At 49.7% G+C, this 21280-nt stretch carries 24 protein-coding genes; 11 read left to right on the top strand and 13 right to left on the bottom strand.

The genetic code is table 11. From position 1 onward, the window contains the following. Window positions 1–32: 32 nt before the first annotated feature. A complete protein-coding gene (locus ACZ5ZZ_RS16125) occupies window positions 33–443 on the bottom strand; it encodes a CoA-binding protein (RefSeq protein ID WP_464118763.1) in 411 nt (136 codons plus the stop codon). A gap of 61 nt (window positions 444–504) precedes the next feature. Beyond that, complete coding sequence (locus tag ACZ5ZZ_RS16120) at window positions 505–1719, bottom strand: MFS transporter (protein ID WP_464140320.1); 1215 nt, start codon at window positions 1717–1719, stop codon at window positions 505–507. 218 nt (window positions 1720–1937) lie between these two features. On the opposite strand from ACZ5ZZ_RS16120, the gene ACZ5ZZ_RS16115 reads away from it, so the two are divergent. Continuing rightward, window positions 1938–2180: a TFIIB-type zinc ribbon-containing protein gene (locus ACZ5ZZ_RS16115; RefSeq protein ID WP_464118761.1), complete on the top strand. Its 243-nt coding sequence runs from the start codon at window positions 1938–1940 to the stop codon at window positions 2178–2180. Between the two features lie 166 nt (window positions 2181–2346). Further along, complete coding sequence (locus ACZ5ZZ_RS16110) at window positions 2347–3297, top strand: PLL family lectin (protein ID WP_464132324.1); 951 nt, start codon at window positions 2347–2349, stop codon at window positions 3295–3297. A 42-nt stretch (window positions 3298–3339) separates the two neighbouring features. Here ACZ5ZZ_RS16110 and ACZ5ZZ_RS16105 read toward each other — a convergent pair whose 3' ends face one another. Then, the gene (locus tag ACZ5ZZ_RS16105) at window positions 3340–4884 is read right to left on the bottom strand and encodes an AbgT family transporter (protein WP_464118759.1); all 1545 of its coding nucleotides are present in this window, start codon (window positions 4882–4884) and stop codon (window positions 3340–3342) included. A 42-nt stretch (window positions 4885–4926) separates the two neighbouring features. Between ACZ5ZZ_RS16105 and ACZ5ZZ_RS16100 the strand changes: the two genes are divergently transcribed. Together ACZ5ZZ_RS16100 and ACZ5ZZ_RS16095 are read left to right on the top strand one after the other, a co-directional pair. Next, window positions 4927–5301 carry an MGMT family protein gene (locus ACZ5ZZ_RS16100; RefSeq protein WP_464140318.1) on the top strand — a complete coding sequence of 125 codons (375 nt, stop codon included), beginning with the start codon at window positions 4927–4929 and terminating at the stop codon, window positions 5299–5301. A gap of 42 nt (window positions 5302–5343) precedes the next feature. Next, window positions 5344–5829, top strand: a complete 486-nt coding sequence (locus ACZ5ZZ_RS16095) for a hypothetical protein (protein WP_464132323.1) — start codon at window positions 5344–5346, stop codon at window positions 5827–5829. Between the two features lie 37 nt (window positions 5830–5866). Here the strand turns inward: ACZ5ZZ_RS16095 and ACZ5ZZ_RS16090 are convergent, their stop codons facing one another. After that, a complete protein-coding gene (locus tag ACZ5ZZ_RS16090) occupies window positions 5867–6511 on the bottom strand; it encodes a L,D-transpeptidase (protein ID WP_464132321.1) in 645 nt (214 codons plus the stop codon). 208 nt (window positions 6512–6719) lie between these two features. On the opposite strand from ACZ5ZZ_RS16090, the gene ACZ5ZZ_RS16085 reads away from it, so the two are divergent. Next, a complete protein-coding gene (locus tag ACZ5ZZ_RS16085) occupies window positions 6720–7436 on the top strand; it encodes a tRNA-uridine aminocarboxypropyltransferase (protein ID WP_464140315.1) in 717 nt (238 codons plus the stop codon). Here ACZ5ZZ_RS16085 and ACZ5ZZ_RS16080 read toward each other — a convergent pair. Further along, window positions 7433–9031 carry an ABC-F family ATP-binding cassette domain-containing protein gene (locus ACZ5ZZ_RS16080; protein WP_464118754.1) on the bottom strand — a complete coding sequence of 533 codons (1599 nt, stop codon included), beginning with the start codon at window positions 9029–9031 and terminating at the stop codon, window positions 7433–7435. The two genes, ACZ5ZZ_RS16085 and ACZ5ZZ_RS16080, sit on opposite strands and share 4 nt — an antisense overlap. A gap of 157 nt (window positions 9032–9188) precedes the next feature. On the opposite strand from ACZ5ZZ_RS16080, the gene ACZ5ZZ_RS16075 reads away from it, so the two are divergent. Next, complete coding sequence (locus tag ACZ5ZZ_RS16075) at window positions 9189–9911, top strand: DUF4097 family beta strand repeat-containing protein (RefSeq protein ID WP_464132317.1); 723 nt, start codon at window positions 9189–9191, stop codon at window positions 9909–9911. A gap of 15 nt (window positions 9912–9926) precedes the next feature. Then, complete coding sequence (locus ACZ5ZZ_RS16070) at window positions 9927–10586, top strand: SRPBCC domain-containing protein (protein ID WP_464132315.1); 660 nt, start codon at window positions 9927–9929, stop codon at window positions 10584–10586. Window positions 10587–10589: 3 nt separating this feature from the next. Here ACZ5ZZ_RS16070 and ACZ5ZZ_RS16065 read toward each other — a convergent pair whose 3' ends face one another. The 4 genes from ACZ5ZZ_RS16065 to ACZ5ZZ_RS16050 form a co-directional block, all read right to left on the bottom strand. Then, window positions 10590–12344 (bottom strand): hypothetical protein, encoded by a 1755-nt coding sequence (locus ACZ5ZZ_RS16065; protein ID WP_464132314.1) that lies wholly within the window; start codon window positions 12342–12344, stop codon window positions 10590–10592. A 112-nt stretch (window positions 12345–12456) separates the two neighbouring features. Next, window positions 12457–12975, bottom strand: a complete 519-nt coding sequence (locus tag ACZ5ZZ_RS16060; protein WP_464132312.1) for an asparaginase domain-containing protein — start codon at window positions 12973–12975, stop codon at window positions 12457–12459. 78 nt (window positions 12976–13053) lie between these two features. Continuing rightward, window positions 13054–13533 carry a hypothetical protein gene (locus ACZ5ZZ_RS16055; protein ID WP_464118748.1) on the bottom strand — a complete coding sequence of 160 codons (480 nt, stop codon included), beginning with the start codon at window positions 13531–13533 and terminating at the stop codon, window positions 13054–13056. 118 nt (window positions 13534–13651) lie between these two features. Beyond that, window positions 13652–14131: an Hsp20/alpha crystallin family protein gene (locus ACZ5ZZ_RS16050; RefSeq protein WP_464118747.1), complete on the bottom strand. Its 480-nt coding sequence runs from the start codon at window positions 14129–14131 to the stop codon at window positions 13652–13654. A 150-nt stretch (window positions 14132–14281) separates the two neighbouring features. Here ACZ5ZZ_RS16050 and ACZ5ZZ_RS16045 point away from each other — a divergent pair, with 150 nt between their 5' ends. Both ACZ5ZZ_RS16045 and ACZ5ZZ_RS16040 read left to right on the top strand, forming a co-directional pair. After that, window positions 14282–15652 (top strand): NAD(P)H-binding protein, encoded by a 1371-nt coding sequence (locus ACZ5ZZ_RS16045; protein WP_464140312.1) that lies wholly within the window; start codon window positions 14282–14284, stop codon window positions 15650–15652. A 17-nt stretch (window positions 15653–15669) separates the two neighbouring features. Then, window positions 15670–16065: an NINE protein gene (locus ACZ5ZZ_RS16040; RefSeq protein ID WP_464118745.1), complete on the top strand. Its 396-nt coding sequence runs from the start codon at window positions 15670–15672 to the stop codon at window positions 16063–16065. On the opposite strand, the gene ACZ5ZZ_RS16035 is transcribed toward ACZ5ZZ_RS16040, so the two are convergent. The 3 genes from ACZ5ZZ_RS16035 to ACZ5ZZ_RS16025 all read right to left on the bottom strand — a co-directional run bounded on the left by ACZ5ZZ_RS16035 (window position 15958) and on the right by ACZ5ZZ_RS16025 (window position 18388). After that, window positions 15958–17763 (bottom strand): ArnT family glycosyltransferase, encoded by a 1806-nt coding sequence (locus tag ACZ5ZZ_RS16035; protein ID WP_464140311.1) that lies wholly within the window; start codon window positions 17761–17763, stop codon window positions 15958–15960. The genes ACZ5ZZ_RS16040 and ACZ5ZZ_RS16035 overlap by 108 nt on opposite strands. Before the next feature lie 123 nt (window positions 17764–17886). Beyond that, window positions 17887–18261, bottom strand: coding sequence for a hypothetical protein (locus tag ACZ5ZZ_RS16030; protein WP_464132303.1), 375 nt, complete (start codon window positions 18259–18261; stop codon window positions 17887–17889). After that, complete coding sequence (locus tag ACZ5ZZ_RS16025; protein ID WP_464132301.1) at window positions 18254–18388, bottom strand: hypothetical protein; 135 nt, start codon at window positions 18386–18388, stop codon at window positions 18254–18256. The genes ACZ5ZZ_RS16030 and ACZ5ZZ_RS16025 overlap by 8 nt, the downstream gene beginning before the upstream one ends. Here ACZ5ZZ_RS16025 and ubiG point away from each other — a divergent pair. Beyond that, the gene (gene ubiG / locus ACZ5ZZ_RS16020; RefSeq protein ID WP_464132299.1) at window positions 18387–19157 is read left to right on the top strand and encodes a bifunctional 2-polyprenyl-6-hydroxyphenol methylase/3-demethylubiquinol 3-O-methyltransferase UbiG; all 771 of its coding nucleotides are present in this window, start codon (window positions 18387–18389) and stop codon (window positions 19155–19157) included. The two genes, ACZ5ZZ_RS16025 and ubiG, sit on opposite strands and share 2 nt — an antisense overlap. 66 nt (window positions 19158–19223) lie before the next feature. Next, complete coding sequence (locus tag ACZ5ZZ_RS16015) at window positions 19224–19733, top strand: anthrone oxygenase family protein (protein WP_464140308.1); 510 nt, start codon at window positions 19224–19226, stop codon at window positions 19731–19733. Here the strand turns inward: ACZ5ZZ_RS16015 and ACZ5ZZ_RS16010 are convergent. Next, window positions 19681–21258: a B12-binding domain-containing radical SAM protein gene (locus tag ACZ5ZZ_RS16010; RefSeq protein WP_464140306.1), complete on the bottom strand. Its 1578-nt coding sequence runs from the start codon at window positions 21256–21258 to the stop codon at window positions 19681–19683. The genes ACZ5ZZ_RS16015 and ACZ5ZZ_RS16010 overlap by 53 nt on opposite strands. Window positions 21259–21280 lie beyond the last annotated feature (22 nt).

The following is a 21280-nucleotide window of genomic DNA, read 5'->3' as shown; positions in this document are numbered from 1 at the left end:
ATGACGGAACGCCAGCTAAGGGCTCTTCTTTGTTAAAACCACTTCTTGTGCTCGATGATCAAACAGCGGTTGGAAACTACTTTGATTCCGGCTTTTTCCGCGCGTGCTTCGGCTTCCGGATTGGAAATCCCGAGCTGTAACCACAAGACCTCGACGCCGCCCACTTCAAGAACTTCGTCAACGACATCGGGAATTCGATCGGAACTTCTGAAAACGTCCACGAACTTGCGATATTCAGGCGGAACGTCTTTCAGTGAAGAATAAATTTTAAAACCGCCAACATCATGGGCTTTTGGGTAAGTGCCGACAATGTCCCACCCGTGATCTTTCATGTATGCCGGAACATAGTGGCTGGGTTTTGTGGTGTCGGGACTGAGTCCATAGACTGAAAACTTGCGGTATTTTTCCAACAGGGCTTTGAATTCATGGTCTTGAACATTCATAGACACTCCTTGCTTGATCTACCTTAGAACACCACAGAGCCATTGAAAAGCCAACGCCAACTCAGTTGCTTCCCTTTTGGGTCTGACTTAGTTCTTTTTTCTCTGTCAGGAATACCACGAAAGCCAGAGTGGGCATTGCAAAGCCCACCCATGATGTCAGATTCCAGCCGCCATAGGCATATGCCCAGGCTCCAAGTGTCGAACCAATAGCGCCGCCAACAAAAATGGTTGCGATAAACAGCCCATTCAGGCGACTGCGATATTCAGCCTGCAAAGAGAAGATCGCCCGTTGACCCAAAACCAGATTCGCGGTGATTCCAGCATCCAGCAGAATGGCCGAAACCACCAGGGCGGCCAAGGCCGCCTGTGAACCGGCAGTAAAAATATGACTCAACAAAAAAGATCCGGCGGAAATCAGCATCGCCGCGTTTGTGGCTTTTTGACTCCAGCCTTTGTCAGCCGCCCAGCCTGCTAAGGGCGCGGCAATGGCGCCCGACACGCCCACTAAAGCAAAAACGGCAATGGCCGTCTGGGACAGATTGAAGTCGGGTCCCGCAAGCAGCAAGGGGCTGGCTGTCCAGAACAAGCTGAAGGCGCCAAAAAGAAAAGCCTGATAAAGGGCCCGTCGCCGCAGAATAGGAGTCGTCAGATAAAGACGCCCCATGGATTTTAACAAAGCCCCATAGCGCAGATTTTTGTTCGAGGGAGAGCGCGGGGGCAAGACCAAATAAAGCACGACACCCAAAACAGTCATCAGAAAGGCGGACAGAACAAAGACCGCATGCCACGAGAACAGATCCGTCAGCAAGCTTGATGTTGGGCGGGAAAGCATAATGCCGATCATAAGGCCACTCATCAAGCTGCCGACAACCTGACCTCGTCGTGTTTCCGGGGCGAAGTGGGCTACGTAAGGAACAATGATCTGAACCGTTGATGCGCCCAAGCCTGTGGCGAACGCGGCGATAAAATAGGGAATCAACTGCGTTGCAAAAGCCAGCCCAAGAAGTCCCAGAATCGTCAACGCGATCATCGCCATCACAAGGCGACGGTTTTCCAGCATGTCCCCCAGGGGAACCATCAGCAACACCCCCAAGCCGTACCCCACTTGTGTGAGTGTGACGACCAAGCCCGCTGCTTCGGGTGCTAATCCCAGAGCCTGGCTGATCATGGCGACAATGGGTTGCGCATAATAAAGATTGGCAGCAGTGATACCAACAGCTGCGGCAAGAAGAAGAACCAAGCCTCGGGACAGGGGAGATGAGGAAGACGATGTCATAGAAACTATAACTACGCCTGTCCGACAGGACGGGCAAGATAAGGTTTTGCTTTATCCCTTTTTCAACTTGAACGCGACTTCGTCTCGGATCGTTTGTTTGTGTTCACATCCGATTCGCTTTTTAGTTAATTGTTTTAAGCGAATATTTTATTAAATATTATCGATTTTCAAAAAGACTGAGCCTTTAGTAGTTTATTTAAAAGATCTGGAGGTAAAGAATGAAATGTCCAACCTGTAAAGAACCGAATCTTGTGATTTCCGAGCGCAAAGGAATTGAAATTGATTATTGCCCCGAGTGCCGTGGAATTTGGCTGGATCGTGGAGAGCTGGATAAAATCATTGAACGCTCTCAAGAATTTGAAACAAAGAAGGAACAGCCTTCCTATCACCAGTCTCAGTCGGGTCCTTATCAGCAAAAGCCCTATAAGCGGAAGTCATTCCTGGAAGAACTGTTCGACTAGACGGATGCTTGAAAGTCCAGTGCGCTTTTGCACAAGGGCTTTCTTTAGCAAGCCTTAGCAAGGCATTTTGGCAAAGCAAACGATTCATCTACCTGTTCTGATTCGGCATTGGTTACCTTGGCGGTGAAGAAAAGATTAACCAACGCTCGAATCACAGGAGGATGATATGCGTGTCACAACAGGCTTACTTTTAATTTCTTTCGCACTCGGCGCATCACAAGGGGCACAGGCTTTTGTGATGACTGATGCAATCACACCCCCCGTATCTGTTCAGGGGCCGATCACCCCTGAACATGATGATCCACAACCTCCGGGTTGGTCTGCCTGGTCCAGCATCGGCGGTGTTGGAACCTCGGACCCGGCTTCATGTTCACGCAGTGGCTATCGCACGGATCTTTTTGTACGAGGCACAGACAATGCTCTTTGGTATCGTGCCTGGAATGGAACCTCGTGGGGTTCCTGGAAGTCTTTGGGAGGCTATCTCACCTCCTCACCTGCGGTCGCTTGCTGGGGTTCCAATCGTATCGATGTGTTTGTGCGAGGCGGAGACAATGCTCTTTGGCAGCGCACCTTTCGCAATGGAGCTTGGCAACCGTGGGTTTCTTTAGGCGGATTTTTGACTTCGGGTCCGGCGGCAGCAAGCTGGGCGGGTGGACGATTGGATGTCTTTGTTCGTGGTGGCGACAATGCCCTCTGGCATAAATGGTTTTCTTCCGGTGCTTGGTCGGGATGGGAATCGCTTGGCGGTGTTCTGACATCGGACCCCGCAGCTGTGTCTTGGGGAGCGAATCGTATTGACGTCTTCGTGCGGGGCACAGACAACGCCCTTTGGCATCTATGGTATGCGGGCGGTTGGTCGTCCTGGGAATCCTTGGGTGGCGTTTTGACGTCATCGCCGGGGGTATCCTCTTGGGGAAATGGTCGTCTGGATGTGTATGTGCGAGGAACCGACAATGCCCTTTGGCATAAGTGGTTCCATGGTTCATGGTCGGGATGGGAATCCTTGGGTGGAGTCCTGACTTCGGGGCCTGATGCAAGTTCTTCGGCGAAAAATAGAACCTTGGTGTTTGTGTTGGGGACAGACAACGCAGTTTGGTATCGTTCTTACAAACAGTGAAAATAAAAAAGCTCCCCGGAAATTTATCTGGGGAGCTTTTTTTTACTGACCGGGCATCACGAAGTGCAGCTGTGCTCCTGGTCCCAGGGGCAAGCCCAGTAAAATCCAGGCAAAGAGCAGCAAAGACCAGAAGATGGTGAAGGCGATGGAGTAAGGAAGCATCAATGCAATCAAGGTGCCGATGCGAGCCTTCGGGTCATACTTATTGGCGAATGCGAGAATCAGAGGGAAGTAAGGCATCAACGGAGAAATAATATTCACCACCGAGTCCGCCACACGATAAGAAGCCTGAGTCAGTTCCGGGGCAATACCCAGGAGCATGAACATGGGAACAAAGACCGGAGCCATCAGGGCCCACTTTGCGGAGGCGCTCCCCAGGAACAAGTCCACCACACACGTCAGAATGATAAAGCCAATCATCAGAGGAATGGCGCTTAAGTGCATGTCTTTTAGAACTTCTGAACCTTTCACAGCCAGGATCAATCCCACGTTCGAGGAATTAAAGAGCGCAATAAACTGAGCGGCGAAAAAGACCATGACCAAATAAGGCGCCATGGTGGCCATGGATTCCTGCATGGCATTGGTCACATCAGATTGGGATTTAAAAGTCTTGGCAGCAAATCCATAAGCGACACCTGTTAAGGCGGCCAGGAAAAAGACCATGGGAATAATACCCATCAGGAAAGGGGAATTTAGCAGGGAGCCGTTTTGAGCATTACGCAAAAACCCAGTCTCGGGGACGGTACCCAGAAGAACCAGTGCGATAAAGACAAAGAAGACAATCCCGGCCCAGCGCAGGCCTTTTCTTTCATAGGCATTCAAAGGTTCTGGGGAGGTGTGTTCGGCAGAGCCCTTGTATTCGCCTAGGAACGGGATCGTGATTTTTTTGGCGACCAGGGTTCCCACGCCGATGATCAGGATGGACGACACGGACATGAAATACCAGTTCACAACCGGAGTCACAGTGTATGCCGGATCAATGATTCGTGCGGCCTCTTGCGATAATCCGGAAAGAACCGGGTCCGCCACACTGAGCATAAAGTTGGCGGCAAAACCTCCGGAAACACCGGCAAAGCAAATGGCCAAGCCCGCCAAGGGATTAAGACCGGCGCTATGGAAGGCCATGGCTGAAAGTGGAATTAGCAAAACATATCCGATATCCCCTGCGGTGTGGGACATGATCCCCGCCAGAAGAACCGCTGGTACCAGAAGTTGTTTCGGGGATTTTAAAACCAGCAAACGCAGCAAAGCCCCCAGCAAACCACTTTTTTCAGTCAGGCTGAATCCCAGCATTGCCACCAGCACGGTGCCCAGCGGGGCAAATCCGGTAAAGTTCTTAAGCATATCGGTCAGCACCATATGCAACCCCTGCACAGACAGCAGGTTGACCGCGGTGATTGTTTCTTTCTTTACGGGATGAACAGCTTCAATACCCAGACCGCTGATAACGGCAGAAAGCAGAACCACCAGGAACGTGAGAAGTAAGAACATCAGAGCAGGTTGTGGCAGAGCATTTCCCGCTTTTTCCACTTTCAGCAGAAACTTATACAGTGGACCTGACTCGATAGAATTTTCCGAATTCGACATGTGACTTTTCCCCCTCACGAAAGTATAGCTTAAAGAAGCATCATGCAGGCAACCACGGAATTCTCAAAAAAAGTTTTAAGCTTTATCATGAAGATCCCACGAGGGAAGATTGCCACTTATGGGCAGATCGCCGCTTTGGCGGGGAAGCCACAGGGGGCTCGGGGAGTCGCATGGCTTCTTCATTCATGCAGTGAGAGTCATGATCTTCCCTGGCAGCGGGTTTTGAATTCCAAGGGGAAGATCTCTTTTGCTCCGGGCAGTGCCGAATTCAAAAAACAAAAGAAACTGCTTGAAAGCGAAGGGGTGGAATTCTCTGGGGTCAACCAGATTGACATGAAGCGTTTCCAATGGAGGAAAAAGCCTAAAACCGCCCCCAAGGACCCGAATCGGCCGGTGATGTTTTCAGGGCGAGAATAGAATCTTGTCGAACTCGGACGGCAAATGTATTAGTTTGTTCCTATGGAAAATACGAATTGCTGTGTCTGCCAAAAGCCGAAAGCCACCCTTCAGTGCGGAGCTTGTAAAGAACCTGTCTGTAAGAAGTGTGCGCAGTTTTTAGAAGAAGGAAGCTTTTCGTTCTTGAAAGAGGTTCCGGAGTTTCTATCTCATGGGGCTTATTGTGGTCCATGTTATGATGCCAAGATTGTTCCGGAGCTTGGGACTTACAACGAAACCATGGAAGCGGCGAAGAATATTGCCGTCTTTATGAAAGACCAAAGCAAGGAAACCCGCAATTTTTCCCGCAAAGAAGCGGCTTTAAAGGTCGTGGACTGTGAGGATCGTGAAGAGGCTTTGTTGCGTCTGGCCTTTATGACGGTGAAGGCCGACTTTAATGCTTTGATTGACGTCGAGCTTTCTTATGAAAAAATTCGCTCTGGTGGGTCTTATAAAACCCACAAGTGGAGCGCCAAGGGAATCCCCACAACGTATCACAGGCGTCGCTAAAAAAGGGTCTTCGGTCGAAGACCCTTTTTACTTTCAACTACTGCACGGTGATCCAGACATTGTATTTGCCATACTGACGGACCAGGCGGTTGAAAATGTAACCATTGTCAGGATGCATGCGAATGCAGCCGTGAGATGCTCTGGTGCCCAGTTTGGACCAGTTTCCTTGAGGCGTGCCATGCAGAGCAAAGCCTCCGGTGATAAAGACCGCATAGGGCATATTGCCTAACCCCTTATAGTCTCCACCTGGATACTTTCTTGAGGAGTAGCGGTCATAGATACGACCATCCGGGTGTCGATCAAAATTGGGGGTGGTATAACCGGACATACCCGTCGACACCAACCAAGACCCCCGCAGACTGCCGTTGACATAAAGGTACATGCGCTGAGTGGACTTCACAACCTGCGCCCACACGGCACAGCTGTTGCGGAAGCAATTGGCAAAGCCGATGATCTCATCAATAAAGCTTTCTGGAAGGTGAGACGGTTGGCCCGTTTCTTCTTCGTAGATTCTATCGAATTCTTCCAGAATCTGTTCGATATTGGGATCAAAGGGGTTGATCTCTTCGATGACATTGGGTTCGTGATTTTTCATGCTTTCTATTGGCTCTGCTTGGGCCGTGCCGACTGTCAAAAATAGCAGAGCTGTGATTGCGCCTGTTATTTGTTTAAGTGTTCTCATGTCACACCTCATCCGTTGTGAGTTGTACTTGTCCTCATTGTACTTTGTGGGGACAGAAATCTAAAAAAATCAGCACAGATTAAGACATGTAACAGGTGAATTGTGATAGAGTGGAAAGACTTGGACACGGAAGTCGTGTTGATAAATCCGAGGTTTTTCGTATTGGGGAAGGATGCCCCAGCGTTTCGAGGTTGAGGGGGCAGTTCTTTTGGCACTAAAAAACTATCATGATCAGGCTGTCTATCGTCAGCACTGTCCCGTGTGCATACAACCGTTGAAGGGGTGCTACTGTCCGCACATCCAGCGTTTTGATCCTCACATCAGTTTTGTGATCCTGATTCACCCGATTGAAATGCGCCGAAGAATTGCCACGGGGCGAATGTCTTATCTTTGTTTGGAGAACTCTTACCTGATTTCCGGGCAGGACTATTCCGACAATGAACTGGTGAATGCGCTGATTTGTGATTCCGATAGGCACTGTGTGATCCTGTACCCGGGGCCAGACTCACAGAATCTTTCCCTGATGTCAGAAGGCCAGCGCACGGAGCTGGTGCCAGCGGGAAAAAAGCTGACCGTGTTTGTGATTGATGGCACTTGGGCCACGGCAAAAAAAATGATGCGCGAAAGTCAGAATCTGAAGACTTTGCCACAGGTCTGCTTTTCACCGACAAAACCGTCAAGCTTCCGGGTGCGCAAGCAGCCCGCGGACTTTTGTTATTCAACGATCGAGGCGATTCATCAAACAATTGAGATCCTGGGTCACAGTCGGGGATTTAAGACCGCCCGAAGACAGCACGACAATCTGTTGGAAGTGTTTGATCTGCTGGTTGAACGACAACTTGATTATCTGCGGATGTCTGAACAGAAGAACGGGGCCTATAACTCTCGCCAGGAAAGAAAAAGGCCCGTTGAAACAGAATCCTAGGCTTTCGAGTTGATCTTGGCCGCCAGGTACTCTTCGTAAGTGATGTGATTGTCGTACACAACCGAAGTGTCAATTTCGATAATGCGGTTGGCGACAGTCTGAATCAGTTCGTGGTCGTGGGATGTGAAGATCACCGTGCCCTTGAAGCGGCTTAAGCCCTCATTCACGGCCGTGATGCTTTCCAGATCCAAGTGATTCGTGGGTCCGTCCAGGATCAAAATGTTAGAACCAGCCAGCATCATCTTGGCAAACATACAACGGACCTTTTCGCCCCCGGAAAGAACCTTGGGCTGTTTCAGGGCGTCACTGCCACTGAAAAGCATTTTACCCAGGAATCCACGCAAGAACGTTTCATCTTTTTCAGTCGAGAACGGGCGCAGCCAGTCCACCAACGTTTCTTCATCCCCATTGAAGTATTTGGAGTTGTCCGTTGGGAAGTATGAAATGGAGGTTGTGATGCCCCAATTAAATGTTCCGGAGTCTGCTGCCATCTCGCCGGACAGGATTTCCAGCAAAAGTGTTTTCGCCAGATCGTTTCTTCCCAGCAAAGCGACTTTGTCGCCCTTCTTCAGAGTGAAGCTGACGTTCTTTAGCAGAGTTTCACCTTCCCAGGTTTTGGTGATCTTGTCGACGGTCAGGATGTCGTTACCCAGTTCGCGTTTGATATCAAAGCCAATGAACGGCTGTTTGCGCGAAGAGGCGGGCAGATCATTGAACTCAAGCTTTTCCAATTGTTTCTGACGGGAAGAGGCCTGTCGGGACTTGGAGGCATTCGCGCTGAAGCGCGCGATGAAGGCCTTAAGCTCTTCAGCTTTTTCGGCGCTCTTCTTGTTCTGATCGGCGCGCAGGCGTTGATTGAGTTCGCTGGACTGACGCCAGAAATCATAGTTTCCGCTGTATGTGGTCACTTTGCCGAAGTCGATATCCGCGATATGCGTGCAGACCTTATTCAGGAAATGACGATCGTGCGAAATCACGATCACAGTGTTTTCAAAGGTTTCCAGGAACTGTTCAAGCCATTGAATCGCATAGATATCCAAGTGATTCGTCGGCTCATCCAGCAGCAGAATGTCGGGGCGACCGAACAAGGCCTGCGCCAAGAGGACTTTGACCTTCTCGCCGCCGGTCAGTTCTTTCATCAGTTTTCCGTGAAGCTCTTCAGGGATGGCCAGTCCAGCCAGCATGACGGCCGCTTCGGATTCAGCTTCCCAACCGTTTAGTTCGGCAAATTCGGTTTCAAGCTCAGACGCACGAACCCCGTCTTCTTCCGAAAAGTCAGGTTTAGCATAAAGGGCGTCCTTTTCCTGCATGACTTTGTACAGACGCTCATTTCCCATCAGGACGGTTTTTAGAACAGGGAACTCGTCATAAGCATAGTGGTCCTGTTTCAGGATGGAAATTCTCAGGTCTGAGGCAATATGAACCTCGCCAGTGTTAGGCTCGATCTCCTTGGAAAGGATTTTTAGGAACGTGGATTTGCCGGCCCCATTGGCACCGATAAGTCCATAACAATTCCCCGGAGTGAATTTGACATTCACGTCTTCAAAGAGTTTTTTCCCGCCAAAACGCAAACTGACATTGGATGTGCTGATCATGAACAGAGGTCCTTTTGAAAGCTGTTTTTGTACGTGTTCCCTAAGAGAAACGCAACCCTTTACTGGGAACCCCTCTGGCCTTGGAAAAAAACTCTTGTTTCTGGCTTGAAAAGGACCTTTTTCGGGAGCTAAATTAAGGAATTGTTTAGGAGGAAATATGAGAACAATGTTGATGATGGCTTTGCTGCTGGCCGGATCGGTTGCAGGTGCTCAGACCGAAACAAAAGACTTTGATGCCAAGCTTATCCGGTCTTTGGAGCTGGAGAACATCAAAGGTTCTGTGAAGATCGAAGGCGGGCATGAAGACAAACTGGTCGTAACGACCGAAAAGATTGATTTTACCAAGTCTTGTGCGCTGGAGTTCAAACAAAAGGGCTCGGATCTGGATATTAAAGTTCATCGCAAAGGTGCATTTAAAAAGTCTGATTGCACGACAAACTTTACGATTCTGGTTCCTAAAGTGATCGATCTTGAAATCAAAAACGGTGCAGGGGATGTGACCATTGTGGGGACCAAGGGTGATGTTGACTTCAAGATCGGCGGCGGTCATCTAAGCATTGATTCTGACGTTCATGAACTCGAAGGCTCCAGCGGCAGAGGCGAAATCACGGTGAAGTCCTTAGCCGGGAATGTGGATCTGAAAATGGGATCTGGCACTGCAAAGATCACTTACGCAGTGGTGCCTGTTTCAGGCAAATTCGATCTGAAATCCGGCAGCGGCCTGGTGGAGTTAACAATGCCAGCGGATGCCAAGTTTACCACCAGCTTTATTTCTCCTGCAGGGAAATTAACTAATGAGATCGGTGAAACCTCGGATTCCAAGTTCAAGGTTTCTGTGAAATCGGGTGCCGGAAGCCTGCATATCAAAAAAGCACTCTAGTCAGCGGATAAGTGTATGGCCAAAAAAGTTCCCGTGGGCGTGATTGAAAAACTGAACAAGGTTTCCGCGGAGTCGGTGGCCAAACACACCGGAAAAAACTGGGATCAGTGGGTGAAAATTCTGGACACTCAGGGGGCCACCCACATGACCCACAAAGAGATCGTGGCCTTTCTGGGGAAGAAGTACAAGATCAAGCCGTGGTGGCAGCAGATTGTGACTTCGGCTTATGAAGTTCATATCGGACGCAAGTTTGAGGGACGTAATGCCAAGGGCGAGTACATGACCGCGGCCACACGCACTTTCTATGTCAGTGCCGATAAGCTTTGGGACCTGCTGGAGTCCCCACAAGGGCAGGCGGTGTGGCTGAAACCGTTGTCGCCGTTTAAATTCAAACCCAAAAATGTATTTGAAACAGAAGACGGTGTCTTTGGAGAAATCCGCACAATGAAAGAGGGCGTGCGTCTGCGTATGACCTGGCAGGATACAGATTGGCCGAAAGCGACCATTCTGCAGGTTTATCTTGGCGAACGTGGGGACGATAAAAGTATTCTGGTGTTCAATCATGAAAAGATCAAAGATGGGCGCACCAAGACAGTTTTGAAAGAACGCTGGTTGCAAATTCTTTCAGACCTGGCGGAGCTGACTCCGCCCAGAAGATCCCCAAAGAACAAGTAAGAACTACTTCTCGTAAAGGCGAGTACGGTCTTTGATGTAGATCATCAGAGATTCGCGCGTGATACCACGCTCGCTGACCTTGGTGTCGTCTGAAAGATAAGTGCTTTTTCTGAGCCAGTTTGTCACGGTGGATCTTGCTGACTTGGCCGTGGGAACAAAGCCCTGCACCAGATCCAGACACAGTCCGCGGGCCGCGCCGGCGGAAGGGCTCAGTTGGCGGGAGCTGAAGGGACTTTTTCTGGTCCATTTGTTTTCCAAATACAATTCGGGATAGATTCGATGTTCCATCTTCGCCCAGACATCACAGTACTCGGCATTGGATTGGCTTGAGTTCATCTGGTAACTGTAGGTCTCCATGGATTTCAAAAGCCAGTCTGTCATTTCCGGCTGAAGCTTCTCAGCAATCTCCTGGCGTGTTTTCTTAAATTTCAGAATTGATACGCGCAAAGCAGGGTCAAAGAGCGACTGCTGGACCAGATCCGGATACTGTTGCTGATTCTGTTTTTGCCACAGCAAAGTGGCTTCGAAGTTCACGCAAGCATCAAAGAAACTGGTGGGCATATGGCCTAGGACTGATTCATAAAAAGGTTTGCGGCAGGACTTAAGGATATAGTCCTTTTCCGCCGGAGTCAGACGATCCCCATTTTGATCAATACTTTTTTGATAGGTTTTAGAAACCGGGGCCTGCTGACAGTCCCGGTTGGAGGTGTACTCCAGCCCATCATGCACAAGAAGTTTGATCAGATTGTACTTGTCCTGGGACTTTTGTTTCAGCCAGGACGGGTTAAAGCGATAGGCCGTCAGACTTTCGGCAAAATCCTCAAAAGGATTTGTTTCACCGTAGCGAGAGACAAAGGGGTGGCCTTGTTTGGCTTTTTTGCGCAAAGATTCAAATTGGCCGTCTTTATTTTCCTTCCATCCGGAAATAGCCAACCAGCTTGCCGAACGGTCATAGTCCGAGAACTGATTGTCCGAATGGTTGTGGGCAATTTCATGGTAAAGAGTGTACTGGCGCATGATGGAGCTTTGTTCTGTCCAGGCATCGAAAAGCTCAATGGCGGCATTGGCGACAACGTTTCCGCCATCATCGCCGTAAGACGCACGAGTGTAACCTCGCTTAAAGCGAATCAGCTTTTTGTTGCTGCCAAAGGGAAGCTGATTCGGATGAACCAGCTCCAGCGTGCGAATCACATCGGCGATTTCTGCTGCCGTGAAAGGTGAGGCGTTGATAAAGGCGTAAGGGGATGTGTTGATATCAAACTGATCCATCAGATATAGCATCTGTGGACCCACCTCGGGACCAAAGATTTTTTGTGCGACACAAAAGGCCTTGTCGCAGGATGGACTGATCTTAAAGGCCTGCTGAAAGTTTGCCGGAGCTTCTTTGATTTTTTCCTCGGGGTCCGCCGGGAACAGCAGACGGCTCAGAGCCAGCACAAGTTCAGGTCTTTCATTTCGGAGTTCAATGCCGGAAATTGTATAGGTGCCTTCTTCAAAGCCGGGACCTAGAGGCAGGTTCTTGTAATAAGCGGCAATCGCGGCACTGGTTGTGGGAAGCTTGCGGCGGCAGTAGGCGTTTTGAACCTGCTTTTCGCTGGCGGCCCACCACGGAAGATTGTTATTGGCAGGGTGCCGGTGACTTTGCGAGTACGGCACAGGATGGTCCACGAAGGCCTTGTCGGGGTTTACCTTGGACAGATGAGTGCAAGCTGAAGTTGTAAAAACGAGAATGGTAAGAACAGAGGCAATAAACTTCACGGGTTATCTCCTGGAACGAAACGGGTGCAACAGTTCCTTTTCGGAGATCGGCGGACCGTCTTAATGCTTTGAGAGAGGAAATCTCAAAATAAGACGGTCTATGTGAGAAGTTCTAGAGGCTTTCAAAAGTTCCCTTTTCGCGGTTCTTGCGAACATTGGGAACGTGGAAGACCTGGTTATGGAAAGAAATGTAAAACCCCGGTTGCAGAAGTTTTGCGGCAAGCAACGCCTCTGTGACATTCTGGGCGGCATCGCTGTCGTCAAAACCCATGGGAATCATGGCGCCGGTGAAAACCACCGGAACTTTCGGTGTGCCGATTTCTTTAAAGCAGTGTTCAGCCGAAACGTGCATGGTGTCTGTTCCGTGCAAAACCACAATCGGACAACCGCGTTGCATCTGATCGCGAACCGTGGCGGAAATCAGCGAGCGGTCTTCATCCGTCATGTACAAAGAATCTTTGCTGAGCAAAGGGTAGACGGAGATGTTCGTGTATGGCAGACGCATTTTTGACAAAATGCGATTCTTAATACTGGTGCCGCGATTTTCCAGGGATCCATCGAACTCATTATATGTTTTTTCGATAGTTCCGCCGGTCGTAATAATAACAACGTCTTGAATAGGTGTGCCCATGGTTAGCGATCCTATGTCAACTTTCCGGGACTGGCAAGAAATGCCAGAAAAGGGGTTCGTTGGGCGGAGCGTTTGAGGCTACCAGACATTGATGATATCGTATTCGCGAATCTGAGGGCCGGCTTCAACCACGGCCACTCCGCCACTTTTTTGATCCAGAAGAGCTTCACCCAAGGGACTGTTGGGTGTGATCACCTGGATGTTTTTTCCCTCAAAGGACACACTGACGCCGCCACCTTTGGCAAGAATCAGAAAGAAACTGGTTTTGCCATTGTGTTCGACTTCAATGACTGCGGAAGAGGAAATCGGATCGTTCGGCCCGAAAGATTTCAAGTTCACATGCTTTAGATGCAACAGGGCCTCTTCAATGTCGGCGATGCGTTTGGCCTGACCGCGGGCCAAATAAGACGCTTCCAATCCCCGGGTGTCATATTCATTTTCCGCTTTGCTTTCCTCATTAGTGGCGGCATCAATCGTGGCCTTGACGGATTCTTTCAGCGCAGCGATGTCGTTTTCCAGTTGTGTGCGGATTGTTTCAATCAGTTTTTTCTTGTCCACGTGATTACCTCAATGAGTTGCAGCTTTCAGTATCTGCTTTCACTGATTGGGTGGCAACCGGAAACTAAAAAAGAGGAGGGCTTGACGGGGGATCAAGCCCTCTTTGGAAGGAGGAGGATTAGTGGGAAGGTTCAGACTTGATATCTTCGGCGGACTTTTTAAATCCTAAGCGCTCGAAGAAACCCCCTTTAGATTGGATTTCGATTCTTTTGGCTTGGGCAACCGGTGTTTTTGGCAGATAAATACTTAAGACTCCATCTTCGTGATGTGCTTCGATTTTTTCGCCATCAACACTGTTGGGAACGGTGAACCTGCGTGCGAAAGTGCTGACGACTTTCTCTTCGCGTTTTCTTTCTCCTGAAATTGTCAGAAGATTTCCGTTCACTTCAATATTTACATTCTCTTTTTTATATCCAGGTATATCCATGCTTAACAGATAATGATCCTGGGTTTCAGACACCTCGCACGCCGGAGTGAGTGTGCGTTCATAAGCCTCGTAAGAGGCGGGCGCTGCGAAGTTATCAAACAAGCGATCCATTTCGTCGAAAAGATTGGTCGTAGCTCGGCGAGTTGGCCAATAAGGTGTTAATAGTCTCATTAAAAACCTCCTTTGTTGGTTTCTTTCTCACATTACAAACCTGTGCGCGGTTTTTTCTTTGTCAAGGCGGTCCTTTTATTTTGTTAATTACCAACTTGGGTTTGGGACAAATGTGATAGAATATAGAATTTTTAGAGGGTGGGGGTAATTGTGAAAGTGGCAATCGCGGGCGCCAGTGGTTTTGTCGGCAAGGCCTTGATAGAGGAACTGCAGGGGCATCACGACATCGTGGCTCTGAGTCGTTCGGCAAAGGTGAGCACCACCCCGGGAATCGAATGGCGCTCTTGTGATCTGTTCAGTTTGCTTGATGCTGAAAAGGCTTTGCATGGCTGTGACGTGGCTGTCTATTTGGTTCACTCGATGCGACCCTCAGCTCAACTGACGCAAGGAAGTTTTGAAGACTTTGATCTTATCGTGGCTGACAACTTTGTTCGGGCCGCCGAAAAGTGTGGGGTTAAACGGCTTCTTTATTTAGGAGGAATGTATCCCGAGGATTCCCCCACCTTGTCACGCCATCTGAAAAGTCGGCATGAGGTCGAAGAACTTTTCACAGCCAGTAAAATTCCTGCAACCCTTCTGCGAGCCGCCGTGATCCTGGGGGCTGAGGGGTCGTCCTTCCATATGATGGTGCGCCTTGTGCAGCGCCTGCCGGTGATGGTGTGCCCGAAGTGGACTCACACGCGAAGTCAGCCGATTGCTTTAAGGGACGTGGTGCGAAGCCTGCACCATTGTATTGATGCCTCGGACACTGCGGATCACACCTACGATCTGGGCGGTCCGGATGTGGTGAGCTATCTGGATATGATGAAGATGATCGCCCGGATCCTGGGGAAGAAAAGAGCCTTGGTACCAATTCCATTTTTAAGTCCGGAGCTGTCCACCTTGTGGGTGTGTCTGGTGACGGGGGCCCCAAGAGCTTTGGTGCGACCGCTGGTGGAAGGGCTGCGAGTTCCGCTGACCGTTCGGCCTGGGCACGCCCTGAGTATCCCAGGATATTCATTCACGCCGATTGAACAGGCTTTGCAAGCGGCACTTGATCGCTATGAAGAGCATCGCAAGCCCCTGGCTTTTCAGAAGAATCCGATGGGGTCCTACGAGGTTCGTTCGGTCCAGCGCCTTTTGATTCCGGAAGGTTTGACGGCGGCCCAGGTTGCCAAGGCCTACATGGACTTTCTGCCAACAATGCGTCCGGGCTTTATGAAAGTGGAAGTCAGTGGGCGCTGGGTGAACTTCAGTTGGAGCTTTCCTTATTTGCGCCTTCTCATTCTGGAGTACTCACCGGAACGAAGTTGGTCTCACCGCCAGCTCTTCTATGTGCGAGGCGGACTGTTGGCGCAAAAGACAGTTCGTGGACGTCTGGAGTTTCGGGAAATTTTGGGTGGCAAAGCCGTGATTGCTGCCATCCATGAGTTCAAGCCCCGCATGCCTTGGTTCTTGTACAGATGGACTCAGGCGTTGTTTCATGTTTGGGTTATGTATAAATTTGGTCTGTATTTAAAACGACCGCAGGCCGTCCGTTAAGGCAAAGAAGGGAAGTCATGGCTCAGGCGACACATTCAACTTTTATTGGTTATATTCTTTGGATTTTCGGTTTTATGGGCGCTCATCGCTTCTATTTTGGTAAATCCGTGTCGGGCACGATCTGGTTTTTCACCTTCGGTCTGTTGGGCGTGGGTTGGCTGATTGATCTTTTCCTGATCCCCGCAATGGAAAGGGAGGCACAGAGAAACTATCGCAGTGGCCGCGTTGACTACACCATTGCGTGGATTCTTCTGACCTTCCTGGGAGTTTTTGGCGTGCACCGCTTTTATATGGGAAAATGGATCTCAGGACTGATTTGGCTCTGCACCGGAGGACTTTTCCTGTTGGGTTACCTGTACGACTATTGGAGTCTTAATGAGCAGGTTTCGCAGATAAACAGTCAGGCGTCCTGACAGGGCCCAAGCTTTTAACAGAACCCACGAAGCTCCCACAGAAGACCATGCGATTAAAAGGGCATCGAAGGGGACACGGAAGCGGTTTTCCGATTTAAAGAACCACACAGTCAGAAACAGGGACAGCATCAGCAAAGCTGAGGCCTGATTGAAGGCCTCTTCATCCTTGCGAAGCACCAAAAGCCCCAGCAAGGTCAGGGGCAGCAAACCATAATAGAAGAAGTTTTCCCACGGATAGTAAAGGTCCTGAACATTTGTGGAAATATGGGGCCACAGGGGATTGCCCCAGGCCAGATAGTAGATGTAGCGAAGGCTTTCGATTAAAACCAAAGGATCTTCTTTGATGCAATTCACGCCGGCCTTCCAGAAATAGGATTGATCTGTGAAGGGGCGATCCCATTTTTTGTAAAGTCTTTCGTTGGTGAAGCCAAACATAGGTGACATCCAGCGGGCGCCGGTGGAATCTTCGTTGTCTTTGCTGGGGCATTTGCCTTCGACGAAATTTAAAGCCCCCGCTGTCGGGCCCAGCTGGGGCTTTCCATAATGCTGCCAGGTCCAAGCCATGTGGGGGGCCACAACCAGAGCACACCCCAGTCCCATCACCGCAACTTTGCTAAAGCCCTTTTTAAACTGGTGACGGTCTTGATACAGCAGCCAAAGTGCAAAAATGGGAATAAAGAAGGCGTGATTTCCTTTAAAGTAAAAGGCCAGCGCCATTAAAAGTCCGATTAAAAAGAATCCGCGCAGCTGTGGGTTGTTTAAAGTTCTCAGGATCAACCACAGAATCAAAGAGATAAAAAAGGCATACGCATTTTCTGCCATGTGAAAAGTCGCAAAGCCCGCCAAGGGGACATAGGTTGTGCCGATCACAGCACTCAAAGCCCCGGCGTGCGCTCCGAAGCGCTGACGGACCATTAGATAGATAAGTATCACTGTGCCCCAGGAAAAGAACACCTGAGCCCAGTTGAAGAGTTCAAAGTCCCCGAGCTCGCGCAGCCACAAGCTCCAAAGCGTAAAGCCAATGGGCTGAAAGAGCTGATCAATTCTGAACTGACCGTTAAGAATTTCCTCTGAACGAGAAAAATAGGCGCCCATATCTGAAAAAAGACTGAACTGTGGCGGAGCCTCGATGAACACCAGCCAAAAACGGAAAAGAAAAGCGAGAATCAAAAAGGTCATCACAAACAGACGTTCCGCAAGGTGACGAGCGGGAAGTCTGGCGTAAAGTAGCAGAGCCAGGGACAACGTCAAAGCGATCAAGCCGGCGGCGACGGGAAGATCCGTCCAGTCCTTTTCGAGCAGAACCCCATAACTGTCGCCGCGGGTGCTGCCCGCAAAATGCCATTGTGTGTTTTGTGAAAGTGAGTCTTTGGTGTTCACCAGCAAAAGACCTTTGCGATTGTCACAGACGTTCTGAAGTCCCGAAGGCAGCTTCCATTCGCCGTGGCTGGTGCTCATTTCATGCACACAGTTCATGGTGCGCATCTTAAGGCGACTCAGGGGATAGATCATGGGCTCTGTTTCAAACTTAAGCCAGTACAAGCCTTCACGGTCTGTGTTGTAGTTAAGATATTCAAAAGACGACAGAGCCCGGGTGTTAACCGTGAGATCGGGACGAATGATTTCGATGTTCCGGGCTTGGGGGGTCAGGGCCACGAGCCAGGAAAAGGCCAAAGCCAGGCCAACGAGGCCGGCCACGAGACAAAAGGTAGAGAAGTTAGCACTGTGTCTTTTCATAAGCTTGAGGAGTATCTACTGAGAGATCTTGTTTTTCCTCAAGTTACGAAAGATTCATCGAGAGTTTATTTGTTGTTGAAGCCGTTAGTGAACAAGTCGTAATAAAGTGGCGCTATGAAAGAACAACAACGCCGCATAAGGCAGAGTTGTCGTCACCAGGACCCCCCAGGGCTTGGGATTGTGCAGAACATGAAGTCCGGTCACGACAAACATGATCGGAGACAAAATAGCCAGACTCAGGGGAACACCGAGATGCAAAACCAGAAGAGCTCCGCAGAAAATTTCAACAATTTTTACGGTCGGCATGATAAAGCGCGTGTCGATACAAGCTTGCACAAAGCGGTCAATGGCCGGATCTGAAGGGGGCACTTTCACCCAATGAAAGAAACCGTTCAGTCCCCAGAAAAACATCTGCAGACCTAAAATCCATCGACAGGCAATTTCGATATAATCAATCATGTGTTTGAGTGTAGCGGAAGCCGTCGATCAGATCAACAACGCCTTGATTCTTACCACTGGACTTCGTCAAAGCTCCCCGCCGGAACGCCTGGCTGCTAGCGTGTTTGAGAGCTGGAGGTGTTTCCATGGACTTGGAACTTGCGAAAGTGGACCGGGAAATCGTCAACAATGAGGCTTATGATCACCTGGCAGAGCGCTGGTATGAGGCTCAGGATGATCCCATCGCTCTGCTGCGCAATCAGCACAAGGTTGAAATGCCATGGATTCTGGAATCCATTCGCAAACACATCGGATATCATGCGGAAATTCTTGATATGGGGTGCGGGGCAGGGTTTCTGGCAAATGATCTGGCCGAGGCCGGCCACAAGGTGACGGGAATTGATTTGTCCACTTCCAGTCTGAAAGTGGCCGAATCCCGCGATCACACCCATTCAGTCCACTATCATCAAGGGGACGTCTATCAGGTTCCCTATGGCAACGAAAGTTTTGATGTCGTCGCAGCGATGGATTTGTTAGAGCACGTCTCCGATCCGCAGAAGGTGATAGCAGAAGCCTCGCGAGTTCTGCGCCCCGGGGGGCTGTTTTTCTTTAACACCTTCAACAAGAATCCCCTGGCTTGGTTGGTTGTGATTAAGGGGATGGAGTGGTTTGTGAAGAATACACCTCCGGACTATCATGTGTATTCATTGTTCATTGAGCCCGGCAAACTGAAGATGTGGATGGAGAATTTTGAGTTGGAGCAACCGGATATCCGCGGAATACGGCCGGTGTTTTTACAAAAGCAGATGTGGCAACTTCTGCGCTCTGGTGAGGTGCCCAAAGACTTCAAGTTCACCTTCACCAAGCTTCCTTTGATTGCTTATACAGGCTTTGCGAAGAAGGTGCGGGTGCAATAACCGGTAATTTTCAATTAAAAAAATGAAACTTGAGTGATAGTAAACAAAAGAATATATGATCCTCCTATGAATTTATCTCTGGGTTTGAAATATCTTGGTTTGCTGCTGCTGGGTTTGATGGCGGGAAGCTCTTTTGCTCTGGTTGTTGGAGTGGGCCCCACGCTGGAAAGCCTGTCGATCTTGGCTTACCTGGAGTTTCATCGTAGTTGGAATCACTCTTTTTCCATGATGAGCCCGATCGTTTACTCGGTGGTTCTGCTGGCTTTGACGGCCAGCCTGTACCTGAGCCGGGTTCGCTGGAAGTCCATGGAGTTCGTACTGATTGCCTTTGCAGTGGTCTGCGTTCTGAATGAATTGCTTATGACGTACCTGGGAAATCTTCCGCTCAATCAGCTTATCACAAACTGGGATCTGATGTCGCCGCCACCGGACTGGATGGATATTCGCTCTCAGTGGCTGTGGTTTATGTACATCCGCTGTGCTTTGCTGATGGCGGGGTTTTCCTTGCTTCAGGCTTCAATCCTTATGATGAAGCCTGTTCGCTCTTCGCCGTCAGATGCCTTTGCTGCCGCTTAGGCAGATTTCCTTTCGCTCCCGTGTCGTGCGAGCCACCAGAGGCTTCCGTGGTTTCACCGGCCTTCAGGAACCGAGGCAGCTCTTTTTTACCCGTCGCCTTGTAGTCTTCTGCCAAAAGTGCCTTAGCTTTTTCCACAGGCCAGTGACGATGTTCCGTCAGGTAAATCAGCGCAGATTCAAAAAGACTTAACTGGGAAATTCCATGAGACTGGGCATGTCGCTGTGACATGAAGCCATTGAACTCATAGAACTCCCAGAAGAAGGACCGGTGTTCCTTGTCCTGGGCCGCAGCTTTCAGGCTGTCGACGAAGTTCTTGAAAGTGCCGCTATTGGCATACAGATCCCAGTATTTGGAAAAACGATTCATCGTCTGCAACGTGGCAAAGTCCATGGACTTCGTGCGCAGAATCTGGAATGGCGGATGGGCTGAATAGACCATTTCCCATTCCTTGTCGTGTCGGGAAATAGGTGCGCCCTTCAGGCGTTTGAGAATACCAACTTGGATTTCATCCGGACGAAGTTCTGCCAGAATATCAAACCCCTTGGCAAAACTATGAATGTCTTCACCAGGCAAACCGACGATCAGGTCGGCGTGCGTATGAACACCTGTTTCCGCGGCCAGAAAGCGGAAGTTGTCTTTCACTTTTTCCAGATCGTTACGACGGCTGACCAGTCGGGCGACGTCGGTGTTCCACGTTTGAATGCCAATTTCAAACTGCAATGAGCCTGCGGGGAATTTTTTGATCAGTTCGCGAATTTCCACTGGCAACCGATCCGGCACCATTTCAAAGTGCAGGAAAAGCCCCAAATGGATACGCTCCAGGAAGAATTCCAGAATTTGTGTGCAAGTTGAAGGGCTCAAATTGAAGGTGCGATCGATGAACTTAAACTGGCGGGCGCCTCGATCCATCAGTTTCTGCATTTCGGCCAAGAATTGAGGAACATCGAAATTACGAACGGATTTATCCAACGACGACAGGCAGTATTCGCAGCGATACGGACAACCGCGGGAAACCTCGACATATAAAACACGGTTTTTGATGTCCTCATCGCTGTAGAATTCGTAAGGCGACTTGATGGCTTTAATGTCCGGCAGAATGCCTGCAATGAACTTTTGTTCGGGCAGGGTGCCGCTGGACAGATAGTTTCTGCAGAAGTCTCTAAACAGGAAGTCGGCCTCACCCTTGATGACATAGTCCGCGATGTGACAAAGCGGATTGGTTTCCGATTCGTGACTGACTTCGGGGCCTCCTAAGACCACCAAAGTTTCAGGACTGATGCGCTTAAGTAAAGACACTAGTTCCAAAGATTCTTGGGCATTCCAAATATATACGCCGATTCCGATGATCTTTGGTTTGTGACGCAGAAGACTTTCGGCGATGTCCTTGGGGTCCCGGGCAATGGTGAACTCAAGGATCTGGGCGCGCGATTGCAGCTCTTCCAAATTGGCATAAAGGTACCGCAAACCAAAGGAGCTATGTTGGTAGGTGGAGTTCAAAGTAACCAGCAAAATGTCTGTCGTCATAGGCACTTATCCTAATGCATGT

The organism is Bdellovibrio sp. HM001 (genome assembly GCF_055397275.1).
Note: the sequence above shows the minus strand (reverse complement) of the source record. Positions and strands in the feature narration are given on the sequence as shown.